26 protein-coding genes and 2 pseudogenes are annotated in these 18081 nt (G+C 41.8%); 27 read left to right on the forward strand and 1 reads right to left on the reverse strand.

Annotation, left to right across the window (positions count from 1 at the left end):
- Nucleotides 1-3: 3 nt before the first annotated feature.
- Nucleotides 4-111 (forward strand): annotated as a pseudogene (locus tag NSQ46_RS09800) (30S ribosomal protein S14); the annotation flags it as partial.
- A 215-nt stretch (nt 112-326) separates the two neighbouring features.
- Nucleotides 327-788, forward strand: a complete 462-nt coding sequence (locus tag NSQ46_RS09805; RefSeq protein ID WP_028404689.1) for a Fur family transcriptional regulator — start codon at nt 327-329, stop codon at nt 786-788.
- A gap of 1149 nt (nt 789-1937) precedes the next feature.
- On the opposite strand, the gene NSQ46_RS09810 is transcribed toward NSQ46_RS09805, so the two are convergent.
- Nucleotides 1938-2720, reverse strand: coding sequence for a M15 family metallopeptidase (locus NSQ46_RS09810; RefSeq protein WP_007127879.1), 783 nt, complete (start codon nt 2718-2720; stop codon nt 1938-1940).
- Between the two features lie 367 nt (nt 2721-3087).
- On the opposite strand from NSQ46_RS09810, the gene NSQ46_RS09815 reads away from it, so the two are divergent.
- From NSQ46_RS09815 to NSQ46_RS09935, 25 genes and pseudogenes are all read left to right on the forward strand, one after another.
- Nucleotides 3088-3555 (forward strand): NUDIX domain-containing protein, encoded by a 468-nt coding sequence (locus NSQ46_RS09815; RefSeq protein ID WP_341342233.1) that lies wholly within the window; start codon nt 3088-3090, stop codon nt 3553-3555.
- 33 nt (nt 3556-3588) lie between these two features.
- Nucleotides 3589-4113, forward strand: coding sequence for a 2'-5' RNA ligase family protein (locus NSQ46_RS09820; protein ID WP_341342232.1), 525 nt, complete (start codon nt 3589-3591; stop codon nt 4111-4113).
- Nucleotides 4114-4164: 51 nt separating this feature from the next.
- Nucleotides 4165-4848, forward strand: a complete 684-nt coding sequence (locus NSQ46_RS09825; RefSeq protein ID WP_342576726.1) for an HAD family hydrolase — start codon at nt 4165-4167, stop codon at nt 4846-4848.
- On the forward strand, nt 4849-5505 hold the full coding sequence (locus tag NSQ46_RS09830) for an HAD family hydrolase (RefSeq protein WP_251537364.1): 657 nt from the start codon (nt 4849-4851) through the stop codon (nt 5503-5505).
- A 438-nt stretch (nt 5506-5943) separates the two neighbouring features.
- Entirely contained in the window at nt 5944-6129 is a 186-nt protein-coding gene (locus tag NSQ46_RS09835; RefSeq protein ID WP_251537518.1) for a GNAT family N-acetyltransferase, read from the forward strand.
- Between the two features lie 55 nt (nt 6130-6184).
- Nucleotides 6185-6811 carry a zinc dependent phospholipase C family protein gene (locus tag NSQ46_RS09840; protein WP_144873276.1) on the forward strand — a complete coding sequence of 209 codons (627 nt, stop codon included), beginning with the start codon at nt 6185-6187 and terminating at the stop codon, nt 6809-6811.
- Nucleotides 6812-6986: 175 nt separating this feature from the next.
- A pseudogene (locus NSQ46_RS09845) lies at nt 6987-7505 on the forward strand (GNAT family N-acetyltransferase).
- A gap of 72 nt (nt 7506-7577) precedes the next feature.
- Nucleotides 7578-8051 carry a hypothetical protein gene (locus NSQ46_RS09850; protein WP_341342228.1) on the forward strand — a complete coding sequence of 158 codons (474 nt, stop codon included), beginning with the start codon at nt 7578-7580 and terminating at the stop codon, nt 8049-8051.
- 141 nt (nt 8052-8192) lie between these two features.
- A complete protein-coding gene (gene tsaA, locus NSQ46_RS09855) occupies nt 8193-8654 on the forward strand; it encodes a tRNA (N6-threonylcarbamoyladenosine(37)-N6)-methyltransferase TrmO (protein ID WP_251537366.1) in 462 nt (153 codons plus the stop codon).
- A gap of 45 nt (nt 8655-8699) precedes the next feature.
- Nucleotides 8700-9245: a GNAT family N-acetyltransferase gene (locus NSQ46_RS09860; RefSeq protein WP_251537369.1), complete on the forward strand. Its 546-nt coding sequence runs from the start codon at nt 8700-8702 to the stop codon at nt 9243-9245.
- A 212-nt stretch (nt 9246-9457) separates the two neighbouring features.
- Complete coding sequence (locus NSQ46_RS09865; protein WP_251537371.1) at nt 9458-10333, forward strand: class I SAM-dependent methyltransferase; 876 nt, start codon at nt 9458-9460, stop codon at nt 10331-10333.
- 41 nt (nt 10334-10374) lie between these two features.
- Entirely contained in the window at nt 10375-10827 is a 453-nt protein-coding gene (locus tag NSQ46_RS09870) for a hypothetical protein (protein ID WP_007127896.1), read from the forward strand.
- Nucleotides 10828-10854: 27 nt separating this feature from the next.
- Nucleotides 10855-11391, forward strand: a complete 537-nt coding sequence (locus tag NSQ46_RS09875; RefSeq protein ID WP_007127897.1) for a hypothetical protein — start codon at nt 10855-10857, stop codon at nt 11389-11391.
- 16 nt (nt 11392-11407) lie between these two features.
- Nucleotides 11408-11902, forward strand: a complete 495-nt coding sequence (locus tag NSQ46_RS09880; protein WP_007127898.1) for a GNAT family protein — start codon at nt 11408-11410, stop codon at nt 11900-11902.
- A 44-nt stretch (nt 11903-11946) separates the two neighbouring features.
- Nucleotides 11947-12570, forward strand: a complete 624-nt coding sequence (gene yqeK, locus NSQ46_RS09885) for a bis(5'-nucleosyl)-tetraphosphatase (symmetrical) YqeK (RefSeq protein ID WP_007127899.1) — start codon at nt 11947-11949, stop codon at nt 12568-12570.
- 161 nt (nt 12571-12731) lie between these two features.
- On the forward strand, nt 12732-13058 hold the full coding sequence (locus NSQ46_RS09890) for a VOC family protein (protein ID WP_342576982.1): 327 nt from the start codon (nt 12732-12734) through the stop codon (nt 13056-13058).
- A 39-nt stretch (nt 13059-13097) separates the two neighbouring features.
- Nucleotides 13098-13394, forward strand: coding sequence for an antibiotic biosynthesis monooxygenase (locus tag NSQ46_RS09895; protein ID WP_251537381.1), 297 nt, complete (start codon nt 13098-13100; stop codon nt 13392-13394).
- 67 nt (nt 13395-13461) lie between these two features.
- Entirely contained in the window at nt 13462-13920 is a 459-nt protein-coding gene (locus NSQ46_RS09900; protein ID WP_251537384.1) for a GyrI-like domain-containing protein, read from the forward strand.
- Nucleotides 13921-14023: 103 nt separating this feature from the next.
- Nucleotides 14024-14617 carry a DJ-1/PfpI family protein gene (locus tag NSQ46_RS09905; protein WP_213614726.1) on the forward strand — a complete coding sequence of 198 codons (594 nt, stop codon included), beginning with the start codon at nt 14024-14026 and terminating at the stop codon, nt 14615-14617.
- On the forward strand, nt 14614-15201 hold the full coding sequence (gene pgsA / locus NSQ46_RS09910; protein WP_251537386.1) for a CDP-diacylglycerol--glycerol-3-phosphate 3-phosphatidyltransferase: 588 nt from the start codon (nt 14614-14616) through the stop codon (nt 15199-15201). The genes NSQ46_RS09905 and pgsA overlap by 4 nt, the downstream gene beginning before the upstream one ends.
- Before the next feature lie 84 nt (nt 15202-15285).
- The gene (locus NSQ46_RS09915) at nt 15286-15669 is read left to right on the forward strand and encodes a nuclear transport factor 2 family protein (RefSeq protein ID WP_251537388.1); all 384 of its coding nucleotides are present in this window, start codon (nt 15286-15288) and stop codon (nt 15667-15669) included.
- Nucleotides 15670-15768: 99 nt separating this feature from the next.
- Nucleotides 15769-16380 (forward strand): haloacid dehalogenase, encoded by a 612-nt coding sequence (locus NSQ46_RS09920; protein WP_210094771.1) that lies wholly within the window; start codon nt 15769-15771, stop codon nt 16378-16380.
- 21 nt (nt 16381-16401) lie between these two features.
- Nucleotides 16402-16905 (forward strand): GNAT family N-acetyltransferase, encoded by a 504-nt coding sequence (locus tag NSQ46_RS09925; RefSeq protein ID WP_007127907.1) that lies wholly within the window; start codon nt 16402-16404, stop codon nt 16903-16905.
- A 244-nt stretch (nt 16906-17149) separates the two neighbouring features.
- A complete protein-coding gene (locus NSQ46_RS09930) occupies nt 17150-17626 on the forward strand; it encodes a DinB family protein (RefSeq protein WP_007127908.1) in 477 nt (158 codons plus the stop codon).
- 28 nt (nt 17627-17654) lie between these two features.
- Nucleotides 17655-18056, forward strand: coding sequence for a zinc ribbon domain-containing protein (locus NSQ46_RS09935; protein WP_007127909.1), 402 nt, complete (start codon nt 17655-17657; stop codon nt 18054-18056).
- Nucleotides 18057-18081 lie beyond the last annotated feature (25 nt).

Consider the following 18081-nt stretch of genomic DNA (forward strand, 5'->3'; position numbering starts at 1 on the left):
ATTTCGACAAGACTTCACAATCGCTGCGCGGTGACCGGCAGACCCCGAGGCTACATTAGCAAGTTTGGCGTGTCGCGGATCGTGTTTCGCGAGCTAGCCCACAAAGGATAAATTCCAGGTATCAAGAAGTCCAGCTGGTAAGACGCACGTTTGAGTAAAGATAGAGGGCGAGGGCTAACGTACTCATTGTTTGACATCCATTCATTTCATGATAGTAGCCATATATGACATTTCCCTTCATTCTTGATAAAATACAAGGATAAATCTTTTTCAAAACATGGAGACGGTATTATGCAGGATGTTTTGTATACTCAGGAAGGGAACGTATGGTAATGAAGGAGAACAGCCAAGCCAAAGTGAAAGACATGCTGAATACGATGGCGCGAAATGGATGGAGAGTAACGGAACAAAGAAGGACGTTAGCTCAGATCTTCGCTGACCACGACGGTTATTTATCACCCAAAGATGTATATGATCAAATGTCCGTCTATTACCCGAGCATGAGTCTGGATACGGTTTATCGTAATCTTCGCATGTTAAGTGAGATGGGGGTTTTGGAGCATTTCTATTTTATGGACGGGGGTTTAAAGTTCAAAGAGAACTGCACGACCCACCACCATCATCATTTGATTTGCGTTAACTGCGAAAAAACACTTCCCTTTGATTACTGTCCAATGGACCACGGTTTTGTATTACCCGGGAATTACAAAGTCTTGCGGCATCGCTTTGAGGTTTATGGATTATGCGAAGGCTGCCAAGCACTTGAGAAGGAAGAGACTTTGGAATAAGGAAAGTCCATGATAAAAAAATAATAGGCCTCTCAGCTGGAACGGGCGTATGCCTAGAGCTGGGAGGTCTTTTAGCGTAAATCGGGAAATAGCTTATGCAGCCGCATAACCAGCAAGCTGTTCATGGAACCAGTCCTCGTCAAAGTTGAGGTTACTATATCGTTTTGATAAGTTCACCTCGTATCGTGCAGCGGAAAGCAGCACATGTAAGGAGTTACCCATAACAACTTGGGATATCAGAAGTTGGGTGAGAAAGGTTCCTGTTGTTGTATTGTCCGGATTTCCTTAAATAGTTAAATCGATGACTATGAATCTTGTAAATAGACTTGAGAGGATTTAAGGATAACGAAATCTATGTTTATACGAAAAAACAAACTTTTAAACTGATATTTTTGCCTTATACCATTCTCTCAACTTGGTAATATACTATATCATTCCCAAGAAAAGGAGTGGTATAGATGGCAAACAGCGATTTACGTCTTGCTCTTTGGTCTGGCCCTAATTTTTCTGTTCGTAGGATTCTCTTCAGACGCGGAGGTGTTGCAATTCGCGATCTTGGAGCATTTCGATTTGACAACATCCTTTCGAGTTTTCGGCTTAGAAATGTAGTGGAAAGCTCTCAAGTAACCCTTGTACTATTTTCGAGAATTAACTTTCAGGGATCATTCCGTGTATTCCGGGGAAGCCAAAATGTAGCGAACTTAGGCAATTTTGATAATGTAACATCTTCGCTCATTTTGGTAGGACGAAATCTTACGGATGCTGAAATTTCTCAAATTCAAAGCACAGGCAGACCGCCTAGAGACATCCTCATCATAAGACAGTAATTCCTGCAAAAGGGAACTCTCGATTTGGTTGGCAATATGCATCAGCATTATGGAACCGTGTAATTTAGGATGTAGGATTCATGGTCAACGAAAAGCAGCTCACTCCTCATTAGAGGATGGGCTGCTTTTGTGATTTTTCAAATCATCGAGAAAGAAATTTTCGATGCAGAAAGGGAAAGCTTCCATACTACGCTATCGGAATTGAACTATGATCAATCTGAATTGGAATAATACATTATTATTTGTCCTGATGAGTTAGATGATGTTCATGTCTAAGAGGCGCTTAACACGAAACGGGCAGCAGGGCTGCCCGTTCTTAAAGTTAGATGGATTTCTGCAAGTATTGCTCAAGCGTCAAGTTCTGTCTCGTGATCTCTCCCGCAATATAAACGCCGACATACCGAACATGCCAAGGCTCGTACGAATAACCGGTAAGCTTTTCCTTGCCCTTGCCATAACGAATAATGAAGCCGTATTTATGGGCGTTGGCTTTCAGCCACTTGCCTTCCTTCGTGCTGCCGAAGCTTTGCTCCAGTGCATATCCAACCGAGGCGCTGGAGATGTCCATGCTTAGACCGGTCTGATGCTCGCTCTGTCCCGGGCGCGCGCTGGTCTTGTTCGCTACGGCTTCGCCTTTGATGCTGGCGTTGCGTTCAAAGATCGATTTTTGCGTGGCGTACGAACGGTAGCCGGAGACAGCTTTGAGCTCAATGCCGTCCTTTTTAGCAGCAGCGAATAAATCCTCCAAGGCATTGGCCGCGATTTTTCTCAACTGCTTCTTAGGGCTTGGCCCAGAGAAGCTGAACGGAACATTGGGAACGACCAGATCCTTCGGAACATAAGTGGAAGGTAGATTTCTCTGCTTGTTTACCAGTACAACCGTGCTGGAAAGGTTCGTGACCGTTTGAATTCCGCCTATGGTTTTCACGGTCCGGCTCGGAGCGTTCATCTGCATAAATTTCGCGAAGCTCTGCGACGAGCGCGATGCAGCGGCAATCGCTTGATCAGCTCCCTTTGGAAAAGGCATGCAGGTTAAAGCCAAGCTTGCGACCAAGGAACCGATGACGATTTTCGGCATGAACGACGTTAATTTGCTATTTTTCATATGCTGTATCCCTCCTGATCCCATTACACATAGAGTATATAGGAGAAACATGTCGAAATAATATCTAAAATGTTTCCGACATGTAACAAGAATCATAGATGCTTAGACGGAGGAGTCTTTAGGCAATTCCTATGAATCTACCGTCTTTTGACATTTAGATGTATAATTCAGGAAGTAAGCTATATAAACAACCAACGACCCAGCCTAGATTAATAGCGATCTGTGGCTGGGTCATTTTTATAGATTACAGAGAACCTAAGAAATATAAAGAACACCTCAGAGCTAAATAAGCCCTGTAAGAACGCAGGAATGTGGGCTAAACTGGTGAAATAATGAGGCTCAAACCAATTGATAAGGATGATTTTTTATGAAATATAGGGATATCAACAATCAAAAATATCATGTGCTCGCCAGAGGGGTTATTCTCTCGGATGGTAACCTATTAATCGCGCACTGTAAGGGCATGGACAACACATTTCTTCCAGGCGGTCACGTAGAGTTTAAGGAAGGCATGAGAACCACGTTATCCAGGGAGATTAAAGAGGAGTTTGGACAAGAGAGTATCGTGGGGGAATATATAGGGTGTGTTGAAGCTGATTTTGAGCTTCCCACGACCTACCATCAGGAACTCAATCATTTATTTCGAGTCGAGTTACCACATATCGATCATTCAATAAACCCTGAATCCCAAGAGAACCATTTGGAGTTTTACTGGATTCGAATGAATGACATGGAGCAGCATAATCTGCAGCCATACCCCGTAAGAGAGGTTATTCAGAGATATTTTAATAAAGAGGAAGGACCGTTCTGGGAAAGTACATTTGAAGACCACTGAAAGAAACAGCATAGCGAAGGAGGCCGTGACATAATGGATTTCTTTTTTGGCATTGTTCCCGAAGCGGATATTTATGAGAAGGTCATGAACGTAAGAGAAAAATACCGTGTGCAGAATGGTTCGGACCCACACATCACCGTCAAAGCCTCTTGTGGACTTACAGAGGATATGAGCTGGCTTTCCAAATGCCGAAAGATCATATCGGAGTTCGGAAGTTTCCAAATTACCATTGGTGGGCCGAGATATTTTGGAGATAAAGATGTATTGTATCTGGATGTTCAGTCAGATGAGCTGATTGAGCTGCATAAACAACTTGTGTCGGTGTTTAAGCCAAACGAGGAAAGTATTAAGAAATGTTTTGAACTAGAGCTTTATAAGCCTCATATTACGGTAGCACGAAAATCAAGGTTATCCGAAGCTACCATTGAAGAGATGAGAAAGGATATCCTTCTTGACTTTGAAAATAACCACACGTTTTCTGTGTCCACCGTTAGTTTATTTTATCGAGCGAATAAAACCGAAAAGTACAGAATAAAGGAAGACATCAAGAGCATGTAATTCGGTAACGTAGAGGTCCTTAGGTCATCGTTATGAAAGGCGGTATATCCTATGATTCGAGCTGTTATTTTTGATCTTGATGGGACATTGCTAGACCGCAGCACTTCTCTATATCACTTTGTTGTTGATCAATATGCGAGGATTATACATAACGCTAAAAGTATAGGGGTGGAGCGATATACAAACCGATTTATTGAATTAGATCATCGCGGCTATGTGTGGAAGGATCGAGTCTACCAGGAGTTGATCAAGGAGTTTGAGCTGCCGCTGGATTGGAATGAACTATTAGCTGATTATACGAGTGGATTCAGTAAACATGCTGTCCCCTTTCCGAATACGCACGAGGTTTTGGAAAGACTTAAAAACCATGGCTTTAAGCTAGGAATCATTACGAATGGAGTTGGGGACTTCCAGTCAAGTAATATTGAGGCTCTAGGAATTCAGAAGTATTTTGAAGTGATTCTGATTTCCGAAATCGAGGGCATTCGAAAACCTGATCCAGCCATATTTCTTAGGGCAGCTGAACGGATGGGGGTACAACCTCAAGCCTGCGTTTATGTAGGAGATCATCCTGCGAATGACATTGCTGCGAGCAAGAACGCGGGAATGAAAGGGATCTGGAAGGAAGATGGTTTTTATACAGAGCCGGTTGATTATGATGGAAAGGTAAGCGATTTATTCGAGATCGAGAGAATCATAGAGCAATGGAATCTTGGGATTAAGCCCATGAAGTAGGTGACCACGTTGAAGTATAAAGCAATTTTGTTCGATTTTGACGGTACATTGGCAGATACATTGCCTATTTGTTTTTATTCGTTTCAAAAGATCTTTGCTACCTATGATCAGCGAACATTATCGGATCAAGATATTGTTGCCATGTTCGGACCATCCGAGGTTGGTATCATTCAGCAGAATTTACGCTGTAAAGATCGGGTTCATGAAGCGATTGATGATTACTATTTGCACTACGAAAGAGAACACGACAGAATGGTATCCGGTAACCAAGAAATCCTCGAATTGATAAATCTCATTCACCACAAAGGGATCTCGACAGGTATCGTAACCGGAAAGGCAAGAAGAAGCTACGACATATCCGTAAAGCATCTATTTCCAGATGATCTGTTCAAAGTGTCGATAACCGGTGACGATGTTGTTGATCCAAAGCCTCATCCGGAAGGGATTATAAAGGCAATGAAGCTATTGGGATGCTCACCTCAAGAAACGTTATTTGTCGGAGATAGTCAGGCAGATATTGAAGCTGGAGTTAGAGCGAAGGTGAAGACTGTGGGAGTGAATTGGCTCGACAATTCTCATAGCAGCGAGTTTTTAATAAAGCCTGATTATGAATTCTCCAGCATATCGGAATTTATCAGTGAACTGATCGAGAAGTAAAAGATAGGGGAGGGGGAGGGAACCATTGATGTATAGCCGCCCGTATGGAGAACTTTACGTTTGATGTGATCAGGGCTTGTGAGTAGTGGATATATCGGGGTTCCGTCATCAACAATTTATTTGCCTTTGTAAAATACAGATGGAGGTATTCAATATGGAAGTGTTTCAATGTACTGACTCTAGCACGATCGCTCATCTAAATAAGGATGTTCATGATCTACATTACGCTTTATATCCTGAGTATTTTAAAGCATATAATGATGAAGAAGTTAATCAATTTTTTCAAAAATTGATGGCAGATAAGACGTCGAATCATTACTTTTATCTTCTTTGTGGTCGAGGCCGGGCTTTAGGATACATATGTTTTGAAAAAAACAGTACCAAGAGAGTGTTTTTAAGATATCAACTCAATCGGTTTATGTTCATCAGTTAAGCATTATTAAAGAAGTTCAGCGGAAGGGATTAGGCACGCTTCTGATGGATAAAGTATGCGAATTTGCGCTTGAACACGGAATCCCCAAAATTGATCTTGATTACTGGATCGATAATGAGCATGCTGAAAGGTTCTATCAGAAACAAGGTTTTAAAAAATACAGAGAGTTTCTATATAAAGATTTAACTTAAGAGCCTAGTTATTTCCGTAACTAAGCTCCAACAAAAAATACATGGTGGTGGATGCATGGGCTCTAGAATTATGCATTTGATTATTGCTAATAAAATTGCAGACAGTCTAGCAATTAAAGATAAGGCGTCCTTTTTAATAGGTGGCATAGCTCCTGACGCGGTCCCCACCAAAGACACATCCCACTTCTTCAAAGGCGAAGTTCAAAATTATACACGATATATCGATTATCATGGTTTCCTACATAAGTATAGCTCGTATAAAGACAGTCATTATGTATTGGGGTATTTTGCACATTTAATCGCCGATGATATTTGGCTGCAGGGGTTTAATCTAGCTTGGCTGAAAAATAGAATGGGAGCAGATGAAGGGTTGTACAAGCGATACCATCATGACTTCCGATTACTAAATGGAAAGTTACTGGAATACTATGGTGTCATGGATGAGTTAAGAAATTGGCTTAGCATACAACCGACCATCATGAATTTGCAGGAAGTTAAGGCAAGTGAAGTTAAACAATTTATTCCTTCCGCATTGGGCGATATGGAGTATGATCAGGACGAGTTGAATGAGAGCCTCCAGGTATTTACATTTGACCAAATCGTCGGATATATCGAAACATCGGTAGATAAGGGACTTATACATTTGAAGCCTATACTAACCTTAACCACAGATTTAAATTAATATGTAATCCATCCGATCTCACGCAGATTCTCTATCACCCCTGAATAGGGATCTAGAGGACAAACGCCCCAGCCGGTTGAAATGGTTAGGGCGGAATACCATTGATTTGTTTCTATAAGATAGTTCTGGAAAATACGACATGTTAAAGGTTATCCAACGAAATGGAGGTGACATGATGGATGTGCAGTTAGTGAGACCATCAACGAAATATAAAGAGGAATATTTATCTTTTTATCAAGAATGGCTGGAAAGTAATGAGGTTATAGTGCCTTGGGTAATAACAAAGGATCCTCGTGACTTTGAAGGCATGCTGCATTTTTTATTGAACAATGAAGAAGGTATCGAACCCCGGAAGGTTGGGTTAGGGATTCCACTTACTGGTTGGTTACCGAAACAAATAGAATTGTGGGAGCTGTAAATATAAGACACCAGCTAAATGAGAAGCTACTGAATTGTGGCGGTCATATTGGAATATGGGATTCGGCCTTCTGAACGTCGTAAGGGGTACGCAACCCAATTATTATCCTTAGCGTTAGAGAAAACCAAAGAACTGGGAATACGTAAAGTGTTAGTCGTATGTGATGCCGATAATATTGCTTCCAAGAAAACGATTATGAAGAACGGCGGAATTCAAGATCATGATTATATTGAAGAAGATGGAAACATCGTCAATCGATTTTGGATAGAGGTATAACCAATGAATTGGAGTATTCGCAGTAGAAAATAGTAAGTTCTAACCGAAACTAATCCTGAAAGAGCTGAGAACATGATAACCATTAAGTTGAAATCATGGACAGTCGAGTATGATCCTGAGACAACAAGGAATTACTATAAATCATATCGCTTCATTACTGATGGATGCTCATGTTTATTTTGTAGGAATTATGTAGAAGCAATCAGAACATTGCCGCAAGGAATTTTAGATTTTTTTGATAGATTTGGTATAGATCCTCGTAAGGAAGGCGAAGTATCTGAATATTACGAAGATGAGGATGGAACGCACTTGTATGGTGGATTTTATCATATCGTTGGAAGGATATTAGATGGACCAGATTGCTGGATAACGTCAGGCGATGACACAATCAGTAATGCTTATTTATCAGACGATTTAATTGAGATTGATGGATTTACTTTTGGTTTTACATATGGATTGAGTCTAGTACCTGATACGTTTCCAAGCCCAGCTCTACAGGTTGAATTTCAAGGAAAGCTGCCGTGGGTGCTGCCAGAGAAATGGTAATTATAACTGCATGGGTACCAGAGGCGAAGCTAGGAGAGCAAAATAATAACTATCTCATTGCTTACGCCGAAGCGATGTCGATACGGAATTCCAAAACATGGTATAATCATTTCAATTCAAATCAAAAGGTTGGGCTAACTTATGGAATTCATCATTAAACCAATTGCCTATGTACGTAATTCGCGAACGGAAATTAAAGATGATCAATGGGGCTCCATTGTAACTGAAATTGAGCTGGTTGATGATTTAAATGCGTCATCGCTTGAAGGAATAAGCGATTTTTCACATTTGGAGATTATTTTTTACTTCGATAAAGTAGCGGATGACAAAATTCAATATGAGGCGAGACATCCACGAAATAATAAGGAATTTCCCATGGTGGGGATATTTGCCCAGCGTGGAAAGAACAGACCCAATAAATTAGGTTTGACTACAGTCGAACTGCTGGGGCATCATCATAAAAAATTGATCGTAAAACATTTAGATGCAATTGATGGTACGCCCATCATTGATATTAAACCTGTTATGAAGGAGTTCCTACCCAACCGCGAGGTGAAGCAGCCGGAATGGTCTAAGAAATTAATGGAAGATTATTGGGGTTGAAAAACTATTAATACGTCAAACGTCGGAGGAGATTACATCAAACTGTTGAGGATTGAAACTGAAAGATTGGTTGTTCGGGCTTATCAAGACAATGATCTCCAGGAAGCATTTGAGTTGATGCAAGATAATGACCTGTTTACATACTTGCCGATGGAGATCATGACATTCGAGGAGTATAAAGAGCTTTTTAGTTGGCTTATCGGATGCTATGAAATCAGTCCACAGCACGACTGGTATAAATATTCGTTTGTCATCACTAGAAAGGATGATGGACGACACGTTGGTTGGTGCGGTATTGGAAGCCTTGATTTTAATCATAGCTCCAAGGAGATTTTCTATTTAATAGGAAAACCATTCTGGGGAATGGGCTACGCCAGTGAAGCCGTTAAAGCACTTGTCGAATATTGTTTTAATGAGTTGGCTCTAGCTGAATTAGTGGCGGTTGTGAAGCCGGGTAATCAACCATCCAGGAAAGTACTGGATAAGCTTGGATTTGAATATGTGCATCAGGTTTCTGGTTTGCCAGAAGAATTTGATTTTTATAATGGAGAGCTTTATTACACATTAAGTAAAGAAAATTGTAACTCTTAGTATATAAATACATTTTATATCCCTTTGTAGGGGGACAGTGGAAATTAAACGTCCCCCAGGTTTTGTTAGATAACGTTTGGTTATGAGATAAGTCAGATGTATAATAAATAGAATTACACTCAACCTATGACCCAGCCTAAGATATGAGCTATCTATGGCTGGGTCATTTTTTTTGAAGCAAGGATCATTGATTTCATTTAAAGGAGCATGGTATGTCAGAATATTATTGGGATCATCAAATTGAGTATCTAAGAAATACCAGATGGTTGTATTACAACGATGATTATTTGGAATTTCTAGTACAGCGCGTTTGGAAGATTCATAAACCGGTGAAGATCATCGAGTATGGATGCGGTTTCGGATACATGGGACTAAAACTTCTCCCAATACTCCCTGAAGGGTCAACATATACCGGCATCGACAAAGGCGTAGATTTAATTAATCATGCCAATGAAATATTCGCGCAGCTTCCATACGATTCTGAATTTATCGTGAGTGATATTGAGGATACTCCATTTGAAAAGAAGTATGACATCGCAATCAGTCATGCTTTTTTACTGCATATGACAGATCCTGAAAGAATCCTGAAGAAGATGATCGATAGTGTGAAAGGAAACGGGATGGTCATCTGCTTCGAACCCCATTGGATTGCCAATATGTCGAATAATTATCTGGATGGAATCGAGCAAAGTGACATAATCCGGTTAGGGATTCTACAGGAGTTATTCGAACAAGATCGCAAACGTACGGGGAAGGACGGCAATATAGGCATCCAAATACCGATTCTCCTAAGCCAGCTAGGATTAAGGAACGTTGGCTGCAGGGTTAGCGATAAGGTTAACTTTCTTGACCAAAACATGGACGTTGAAGGGAAAAGCTTTCTGTATCGTGCTTTGAAGGAAGAGGGCTTGGGACAAGAACCCGATGACATTACAGAAGTAATGAACAATTTATTATCTAGAGGATTAAACGAGACTAAAGCGATGGAGCAATATGAAGCTGAAGGAGCATTTTCACAACGGTTTACGGATGAATCCTGGTTAGTCTATGCCCCCAATATGAAGATATCTTTCGGAACCGTAGAGTAAAAACTTAATGTATCACGACAAAGAACCTAGGAGACGTGGAAATGATACAGATCCTTGAAGAACCCGTTGGAAGCACTTATAAGCAGCTTATATCATTGGCATTTAAAATATGTGATGAGTTCATTTTAGTTAAAAGAGAGCAACTGGAGTTAACGGAGAAGACGAAAATACTAATCGAAGAACTAAAGCCATACGTTAATACGGTGAAGAAACAAGAGGAATGGCCGGGAACGCGATTATTGGGACACCATGCGGACATATATTATTTCAATTGCAAGCCTGAATTGGAAGAACTGTTAATCAATAAAGCGAAGGGACTATATCGATGGAGACATCCTGATTTGCTAGAGGATTTATGCTTCTTTAAGAACAAAGAAGTATGGTTACTGACGACAGCCCACGAGCAGTTAGGATTTATCACAACGACAGATCGAGTAGAAATTTCAATGATTAGGGAAATCGAAGGGATTATGATTCAAGAAATAAGGAGTTAGAAAACTTCAAATAAGAAGGACAATAGAATGGATATCCAATATTTATTTCATTATTATGAAGACAGTAATGGACCTTTTAAGAACTTATCGTCTCTACCACTGGATGAGGCCAAAGCCGTCATGAAAGCAATAAAAGCGAAGGGGAGCGTTTTTGCTAGTAAACGGCCAGAGAACTATCTGGAAGTTCGATTTGATCTAGAAGAGAAAGCCCGCAAGTTGTTTATTCAAAAAGGCGGAAAGCCAAAAATGAAGTATCCCCATTATATGACATTGGGAAGGTGCAAATGGCTTAAAGAATGGTATACCACTGGGGAAGAAATCCAAATTCAAATTAGTGAATTCAACCCGGATATCCTTAGCTTTACGTATGGGGATCTGTTTCCTACCATGAGGTATAAAGATGGAAAACCATACAGGGAGCAGATTTATACGTTTCATGAAATCGTGAAAATCATTGATGAATATGGATTACCCCAAGCCTGGAATCCAGATGGAGATAAAGGGCCAGAAAGATATATTGAAGTGCAAGTTTGGGATGAGGAAGTACTTAGGAAATATATGTGAAGGAGCAAGCTTGGTCATGTCATCATTTCAATTTTTAAAAATGACAGAGCAATACGCCTCATTAATCGCCAGATGGACATATGAAGAACCTTACTCTCTATACAGTATGGATGGAGGTTTGGACGATATATCCGAGTTTATGAATGGTGACTACTTCTATGTCTTGGATTACGCAAATGAATTAATAGGATTTATATGTACAGGTAACTCGGCGCGTGTACCGGGAGGGTATCAAATTGGCATTTATAATGATGAGCAATACATCGATTTTGGCCTGGGTCTAAAGCCGGAACTGACGGGGAAGGGATACGGTGAACAATTCTTAATAAGCAGTCTTGATTTTATTAAAGACGAGTATGATAAATCAGATGTTCAATTAGTTGTAGCAGCATTCAATGAACGAGCCATTAAAGTGTATGAACGTGTTGGGTTCATTAAAGGCCAGTCATTCAAGAGTAAGGTTTCGGGTCAGGAGATTGATTTTCTGGTAATGCATTATTCAATGAAATAGTGAATACAAGTCATACTTTTCATTTCTTGGGAGGGATTCGAACGATGCATCCTATTTTCAAGCCATTCACGGAACATCTCCATTTTACAGGAGATTTGAAGACAGATATTCAGCAATTCCTTACACTCAATCAGTGTTCAGAAACCGCTAAGCATTGCTCGGATGTTGGGGCAGAGTCTAGGAGGCTTGCATTATTGTTTGATGCCGATCCGGTCGCGGCCGAGACGGCAGGTTGGTTGCATGACATTAGCGTAGTTTTTCCGAACCATGCCAGAATCGATGCAGCTAGACAATTAGCCATTGACGTATTACCTGAAGAAGAAAAATATCCAATGATTATTCACCAGAAAATCTCGAAGGTCATGGCGGAACAAGTCTTTCATGTTACAGATGAGGAAATATTAAATGCAGTTGGCTGCCATACAACCTTGAGGTCCAACTCCACGTTGCTTGACCAGGTTTTGTTTGTCGCCGACAAGATCTCCTGGGATCAGAAAGGAACGCCTCCTTATCTAAATGAACTGAAAAAGAATTTACAGGAATCCCTAACACACGGCGCATTTACATATATCAATTACTTATGGGAACGAAAAGAAACCTTGAAGGTGATTCATCCTTGGTTGGCTGATGCATACGAAGAATTAAAAGAAAACATTCAATTGGATTAGCTGCAGTGTGGTGAGAAGGCGCGTTAAGGGAACAGTTATTAAATAACGTACATAGGGAGCGAATAAATATGAAGACCTTGAGTCCGGTGAAAAAACAAATTGGAGCGGTATTTGTCATTGTACATAATATGCCTAGAGCGGTTGAATAGTATCGGGAAATTCTGGGGTTACCCAAAGATGAGGAGTATACCCGGAATACGGATCCTGATGTAAAAACGATCTACTCGATTCCATTAGGAAACACGAGCCTTTTGCTCGACAGCATACATCGGGATGAGATCAAGCCAAGCGAAAATCATCTATTCTTCTTCGATACGGATGATATTGAAGCAACTTATGCGTTTATGAAGTCCAAGAAAGTAGATATTGTTTCGCCTATTGAAGGAGCTAATGGTCCAAGGTTCTTTGCGGTCAATGATAGTGAAGGAAATCGGATTATGTTTTGTGAAGAACAACAAAATGAGCGACTTAACGGCTTCCTGAAGTGAATAAACGAGGTCCAATGAAGTAAAAAAGGGGGGGATAGTATGATCCTTGAAGTAGCTATGTTAAACGTAAAACCAGGACTCAGCGCGGATTTCGAAGCAGATTTTAGAAAAGCATCAAATATTATTTCTGGTATGAAGGGCTATATCCATCACGAGCTTCAAAAATGTCTGGAAGTGGAGAACAAATATATATTGCTCGTTAGATGGGATTCCTTGGAGGATCATACCGTTGGTTTTAGAAAGTCGCAGGAATACCAACAATGGAAAGCATTGCTGCACCATTATTATGATCCCTTCCCGGTCGTTGAACATTACGAGAATATAGAAATGGAATAAGGAATGTACATGATCGATCAGGCAAAAGGTCCGGTTGAACAATACGTTTAGGAGAGATGTCATTTCTATGAAAATAGTCGAGCTTGATGAAAAAAAGCTGGTTGGAATACGGGTAGTCTGTCCTGGTGATCAATATGCCAATGAAATCCCCAAAGCTTCTGTTATGCTCAAGCACAGGCTGGGCGAAATCCAGGAAGTTATTCATCCGGCGAGACTTGTCGGGGCCTTTATTGTTGGAGATTACTCCGAAGAGGAGGATGGTTACTGGGTATGTGTCGAGGTAAGCGAATTTAAAGAGATCCCTGAAGACATGGTTTCTTTAGTGGTCCCCAAACAAAAATATGCTGTTATCACTCATAAAGGACCCAATCATCAAATCAGAAGCACCTATGAGCAGCTGCATCGATGGATCCATGATCATCAGTTCGAGCGGATTCATCGGGCATGGCATCTGGAGATATCAGATGAATGGGGACATGACCGGATCAGTGATATTGAAGTTGATTTATATGACACCATTAAATAATGCAGGATGATGAAGCTTAGATTCCAGGCACTGATGTGTTCAAAAGCAATCCATATGGCCTTGGTCTGCTCCTGCAGCCGGACGATAAGAGAGGGTGGGAATGATGAGAATCGCCTTAGTGTTATTTAACGGCGTTACATTTCTAGACTTTGTTGGATTCTATGACGTGATTTATCGTCTTAATCAGTTTGATTCGTCCCAAGGAACAACGTGGGATATTTGCGGCTTGACCGAGGAGGTTACGGATGAACTTGGAATGACGGTAAAGGTGAATGTCATCAGGCCTGATTTATCTGAATATGATTTCGTATTCCTTCCGGGAGGAATGGGAACCAGAAAGCTCATACATGACAAGGATTTCATGGATTGGATCAAGACCGCCGAATCCGTTGAGTACAAAGTCTCGGTATGCACCGGATCCTTGTTGTGGGGGGCAGCAGGGTTCTTGAAGAATAAGAAAGCCACCACCCATCCTAATGTTTATGGCCTACTGGAACCTTACTGCTTGGAAGTAGTCAAGTCCCGGATTGTGAAGGATGGTAAAGTTATAACAGCAGGAGGCGTAGCGACATCTATCGATTTAGGGGTCTATGTCATTGAATTATTCGCTGGAACGGAAGCTGCGGATTTGGTAAAGAAGCAGATTGACTATCCTTATTCGGCCGTTGGCATCGTTGAAGTGGAGGCTGGGACATGAATCTTGCCAATAAAATAACGTTATTAAGGATTGGCTTGATCCCTCTGTTCTTCTTGGCCTGCCAGCCGTATCCTTCCTGGTTGGTGAATCAATCCGTAGTCTTTCAATATTTGAACGAGTATGGGGGTTACTGGGCTGTATCCATATTTATTATTGCATCGGTTACGGATAAATTAGACGGGTATATTGCCCGCAAATATAACCAGATTACGAATCTAGGAGAATTATTGGATCCACTTGCAGATAAGCTATTAGTATCAGCTGCCTTGATCGTAATGGTCGCACAGCGGTTGATCCCGGCATGGATTGCTTTGATTATTATCGGGAGAGAGGTGTTTGTTTCCGGGATTCGCATCATGGCTGCTGCGAAAGGAATCGTGCTCGCCGCTGATAAGCATGGGAAACTCAAGCTAGTCCTTCAGGTTATTGGAATTGCAGCTGTGCTGTTACGCAATGATCCATTTACATACATCACGAGCTTTCGGGTTGATTATACGATCATGCTCATGGCAGCTATCTTAACCGTATATTCAGGATATATGTACATGAGAAATAATTATAAGTCGTTAAAGCTGGAGCTCTAAGGAAGGTGCCCAATGGGGGCTCCGCCTCCGCCATAGAACGAAACATATTCCAAATGTTATTTGATAGGGGAAGGGGATATTCTTATGGGGGACGTACAAATTCAATCGCTCATTGAAAATTATTTGGATGCTTATAACTCCTTTGATATTGAAGGAATGATCAGGCTCTTGCATGATGACATTGAATTTCGAAACGTCAATAACGGTGTAGTGGATACGGAAACGAAAGGAATCGAGCAATTCCGTGCCTTAGCTGAACAGTCGCTGACGATATTCTCACAAAGATGCCAGACCATGAAGCAGATCACGATTACTGGTGATAAAGCTGAGATTGAGGTGGATTACGAAGGGGTATTGGCTGTGGATCTGCCGAATGGGATGAAAGCCGGGGAATCTTTGAAACTTACAGGAAGATCAATGTTTCTTGTGCAGGATGACAAGTTAAGGGTCATCGAGGACTATAGTTAGACCGCAATGCAGCGGAACTAGAGGGAGGCGAAGATTAGCAGGCTCCATGCCCCCCAATCTTTTTCAAAGGTTACATATAAAATAAAGGGGGCAGAAACCGTGAATGGTAAGCCTCAGCTCGTATTAGATTTAGCGGGGGTATTGGTGAGCAATTTTTCATCGACTTTTTGGCCAGCGATATTCGGAGAGTCAGGACTTTCATTTCAGCGTATTCGGGAGCAATTTGACGAAGTGCGAAAAGATCTTTGGACCGGGAAGCTCAGGGAGGGCGATTTTTGGATTTGGTTATGCAACCGCATCAAATGGGTGAATAGAGAAGAGGCCCGGAAGCTGCTGATTCAGTCACTGGAGCCGCTTCCTGCCATTCACTCCTTAGGGCAGTGGAGCCAGATCGCAGATATTCATGTTTTAAGCAATCATTGTAAGGAATGGCTGGAACCGATTCTTGACCAAATCGAGCCTCATACCAAAAGCATCACCATCTCTAATCAAGTAGGCTTATCGAAGCCAGATATCCAAATATATCACCATGTAGCACAATATTTTGATGATTATGGCGCCTCCCATCCCATGGTTCTTTATATCGATGATCAAGAAAAGAATCTGATCCCCGCTATAAAGCTCGGCTGGAACACTCTACTTGCCGACAATAAGCATCAATGGCTCCATCAAGTAGAGCCGATCCTTTCTGGAATACGCTGCGAGAAGTAGAAAGCAAGGAGGCAGAAGATCATGAAGATTTCCGTGTTAAATGGAGCGGATGCTCCCTCATATCAAGAGGTTCGACTAGACGGGCTAAGAAGGGATCCCCATGCGTTTGGCTCCACCTACGATCGGGAAGTGAAGTTCTCTCTGGAAACGGTAACGGAAAGAATACAACCGAGTCGGGATAAATTTGTTTTAGGGGCTTTTGAGGAGGATGGATCACTAGTTGGAATCGTAACCTTTATGCGCGAGAGCGGCATGAAGACATTACATAAGGGCAATGTGTTTGGAATGTATGTGATTCCCGAGAAGCGGGGAATGGGGGTCGGAAGACAATTGATGGAGGAATTGATTCGAAGAGCCAGGGAGGCGGAAGGGATCGAACAGATTAATTTAACGGTCGTCTCCGATAATCATCCTGCTAAGCAATTATATCAGTCCATCGGATTTCAGACGTTTGGAGTAGAGCGAAATGCCCTTAAGTTCGAAGGCCAATCCTTTGATGAAGAATGGATGGTGCTTAGGCTGTAGCATCCTTCGTCCTTTAACGATGGCTGATTTGCTTAATAGAAGTAGTAGAAAGAAACCGATTTACCTGGTCTTTTTTTGTGAGAAGTCCATGTTCCACTGTCTATACTTCGGCGCCCTTCAAGATGTATAATCATGGAAGAAGCTCTAACCACAACCACCTCAGCCCAAGATAAGGGCATCTTAAGGTCGGGGTGGTTTGGTAATGATTGGAATGTTAATAGTTTCTCACCAAGGAGTGATAGTGATGAACAAACAACTGATCCAACTATATGACTACAACGTATGGGCGAACGAGCGAGTGATGGATCATCTTGACACGCTGCCAAGCGAAGTCTTCTTAAGGGAAGTCGATCTAGGGTTTAAATCCATTGCCGAAGTGGTTAGTCACCTCGTCTCTGCGGATAACATATGGTTAAACAGAATCAAAGAAGAACAGGTCTCGACCTTCGCAAAGAAAGCATTCACGGATCTTAAGGAAGCGCGTCAGGAGATGGACGAATTACAGTCGCAAATTCGCGATTACGTATCATCGCTGACCGATGCGGAGAAGAAGGTCTCGTATACGATGGCAAGTGGACGGCAAATGGAAAATTCAATTGCCGAGATCCTTCAGCATGTCGTGAATCACGGAACCTATCACAGAGGCAATATAACGACCATGCTTCGATCCTTCGGTTATCAGGGGGTAATGACGGATTACCTTGTCTTTTTAATGAAGTGAGGCGTGTCGATGAGAGGGGGGGAGATAGATGCGGAGCATAAAGCCAGGACGTGGGCCGTCAGCCATGGGAGCGGCTGGAAGCGTTGTTGTTGGGCTGTTCGGCGTGTTCTGGACGATCTCGGCCGCGAACATGGGGGCTCCTGTATTCATAGTCATTTTCGGGATTGTCTTTGTCGGCATCGCAATTGTGCAAGGGATTATCCATTATAAAAATACGACGGGCGCTAACCGCATGTCGGTGTACGATATTACGGATAATGAACCAGATCCCTTTGATCGATATGTTGGTCAAGATTCGAGGCAGGATCATAAGGGCGACTTGCCGGTTCCCCAAGGTGATTTCAACTTTTGTCCTTATTGCGGAAGATCCATCGACAATGATTTGTACCAATATTGTCCGAAGTGCGGAAATGAGATCGAAGCAGGATGAGGCGTCTCTCGCTGTTCAATCCCGT

Origin of the sequence: Paenibacillus sp. FSL M8-0142 (assembly GCF_038597315.1) — a bacterium.
GTDB lineage: Bacteria > Bacillota > Bacilli > Paenibacillales > Paenibacillaceae > Paenibacillus_AQ > Paenibacillus_AQ lactis.

Excerpts from the sequence above, each read along its gene's own strand:
- NSQ46_RS09805 (WP_028404689.1), top strand. The coding sequence starts at position 327 with ATGGTAATGAAGGAGAACAGCCAAGCCAAAGTGAAAGACATGCTGAAT.
- NSQ46_RS09810 (WP_007127879.1), bottom strand. The coding sequence starts at position 2,720 with ATGAAAAATAGCAAATTAACGTCGTTCATGCCGAAAATCGTCATCGGT.
- NSQ46_RS09815 (WP_341342233.1), top strand. The coding sequence starts at position 3,088 with ATGAAATATAGGGATATCAACAATCAAAAATATCATGTGCTCGCCAGA.
- NSQ46_RS09820 (WP_341342232.1), top strand. The coding sequence starts at position 3,589 with ATGGATTTCTTTTTTGGCATTGTTCCCGAAGCGGATATTTATGAGAAG.
- NSQ46_RS09825 (WP_342576726.1), top strand. The coding sequence starts at position 4,165 with ATGATTCGAGCTGTTATTTTTGATCTTGATGGGACATTGCTAGACCGC.
- NSQ46_RS09840 (WP_144873276.1), top strand. The coding sequence starts at position 6,185 with ATGGGCTCTAGAATTATGCATTTGATTATTGCTAATAAAATTGCAGAC.
- NSQ46_RS09850 (WP_341342228.1), top strand. The coding sequence starts at position 7,578 with ATGATAACCATTAAGTTGAAATCATGGACAGTCGAGTATGATCCTGAG.
- tsaA (WP_251537366.1), top strand. The coding sequence starts at position 8,193 with ATGGAATTCATCATTAAACCAATTGCCTATGTACGTAATTCGCGAACG.
- NSQ46_RS09865 (WP_251537371.1), top strand. The coding sequence starts at position 9,458 with ATGTCAGAATATTATTGGGATCATCAAATTGAGTATCTAAGAAATACC.
- NSQ46_RS09870 (WP_007127896.1), top strand. The coding sequence starts at position 10,375 with ATGATACAGATCCTTGAAGAACCCGTTGGAAGCACTTATAAGCAGCTT.
- NSQ46_RS09875 (WP_007127897.1), top strand. The coding sequence starts at position 10,855 with ATGGATATCCAATATTTATTTCATTATTATGAAGACAGTAATGGACCT.
- NSQ46_RS09880 (WP_007127898.1), top strand. The coding sequence starts at position 11,408 with ATGTCATCATTTCAATTTTTAAAAATGACAGAGCAATACGCCTCATTA.
- yqeK (WP_007127899.1), top strand. The coding sequence starts at position 11,947 with ATGCATCCTATTTTCAAGCCATTCACGGAACATCTCCATTTTACAGGA.
- NSQ46_RS09895 (WP_251537381.1), top strand. The coding sequence starts at position 13,098 with ATGATCCTTGAAGTAGCTATGTTAAACGTAAAACCAGGACTCAGCGCG.
- NSQ46_RS09900 (WP_251537384.1), top strand. The coding sequence starts at position 13,462 with ATGAAAATAGTCGAGCTTGATGAAAAAAAGCTGGTTGGAATACGGGTA.
- NSQ46_RS09905 (WP_213614726.1), top strand. The coding sequence starts at position 14,024 with ATGAGAATCGCCTTAGTGTTATTTAACGGCGTTACATTTCTAGACTTT.
- pgsA (WP_251537386.1), top strand. The coding sequence starts at position 14,614 with ATGAATCTTGCCAATAAAATAACGTTATTAAGGATTGGCTTGATCCCT.
- NSQ46_RS09915 (WP_251537388.1), top strand. The coding sequence starts at position 15,286 with ATGGGGGACGTACAAATTCAATCGCTCATTGAAAATTATTTGGATGCT.
- NSQ46_RS09925 (WP_007127907.1), top strand. The coding sequence starts at position 16,402 with ATGAAGATTTCCGTGTTAAATGGAGCGGATGCTCCCTCATATCAAGAG.
- NSQ46_RS09930 (WP_007127908.1), top strand. The coding sequence starts at position 17,150 with ATGAACAAACAACTGATCCAACTATATGACTACAACGTATGGGCGAAC.
- NSQ46_RS09935 (WP_007127909.1), top strand. The coding sequence starts at position 17,655 with ATGCGGAGCATAAAGCCAGGACGTGGGCCGTCAGCCATGGGAGCGGCT.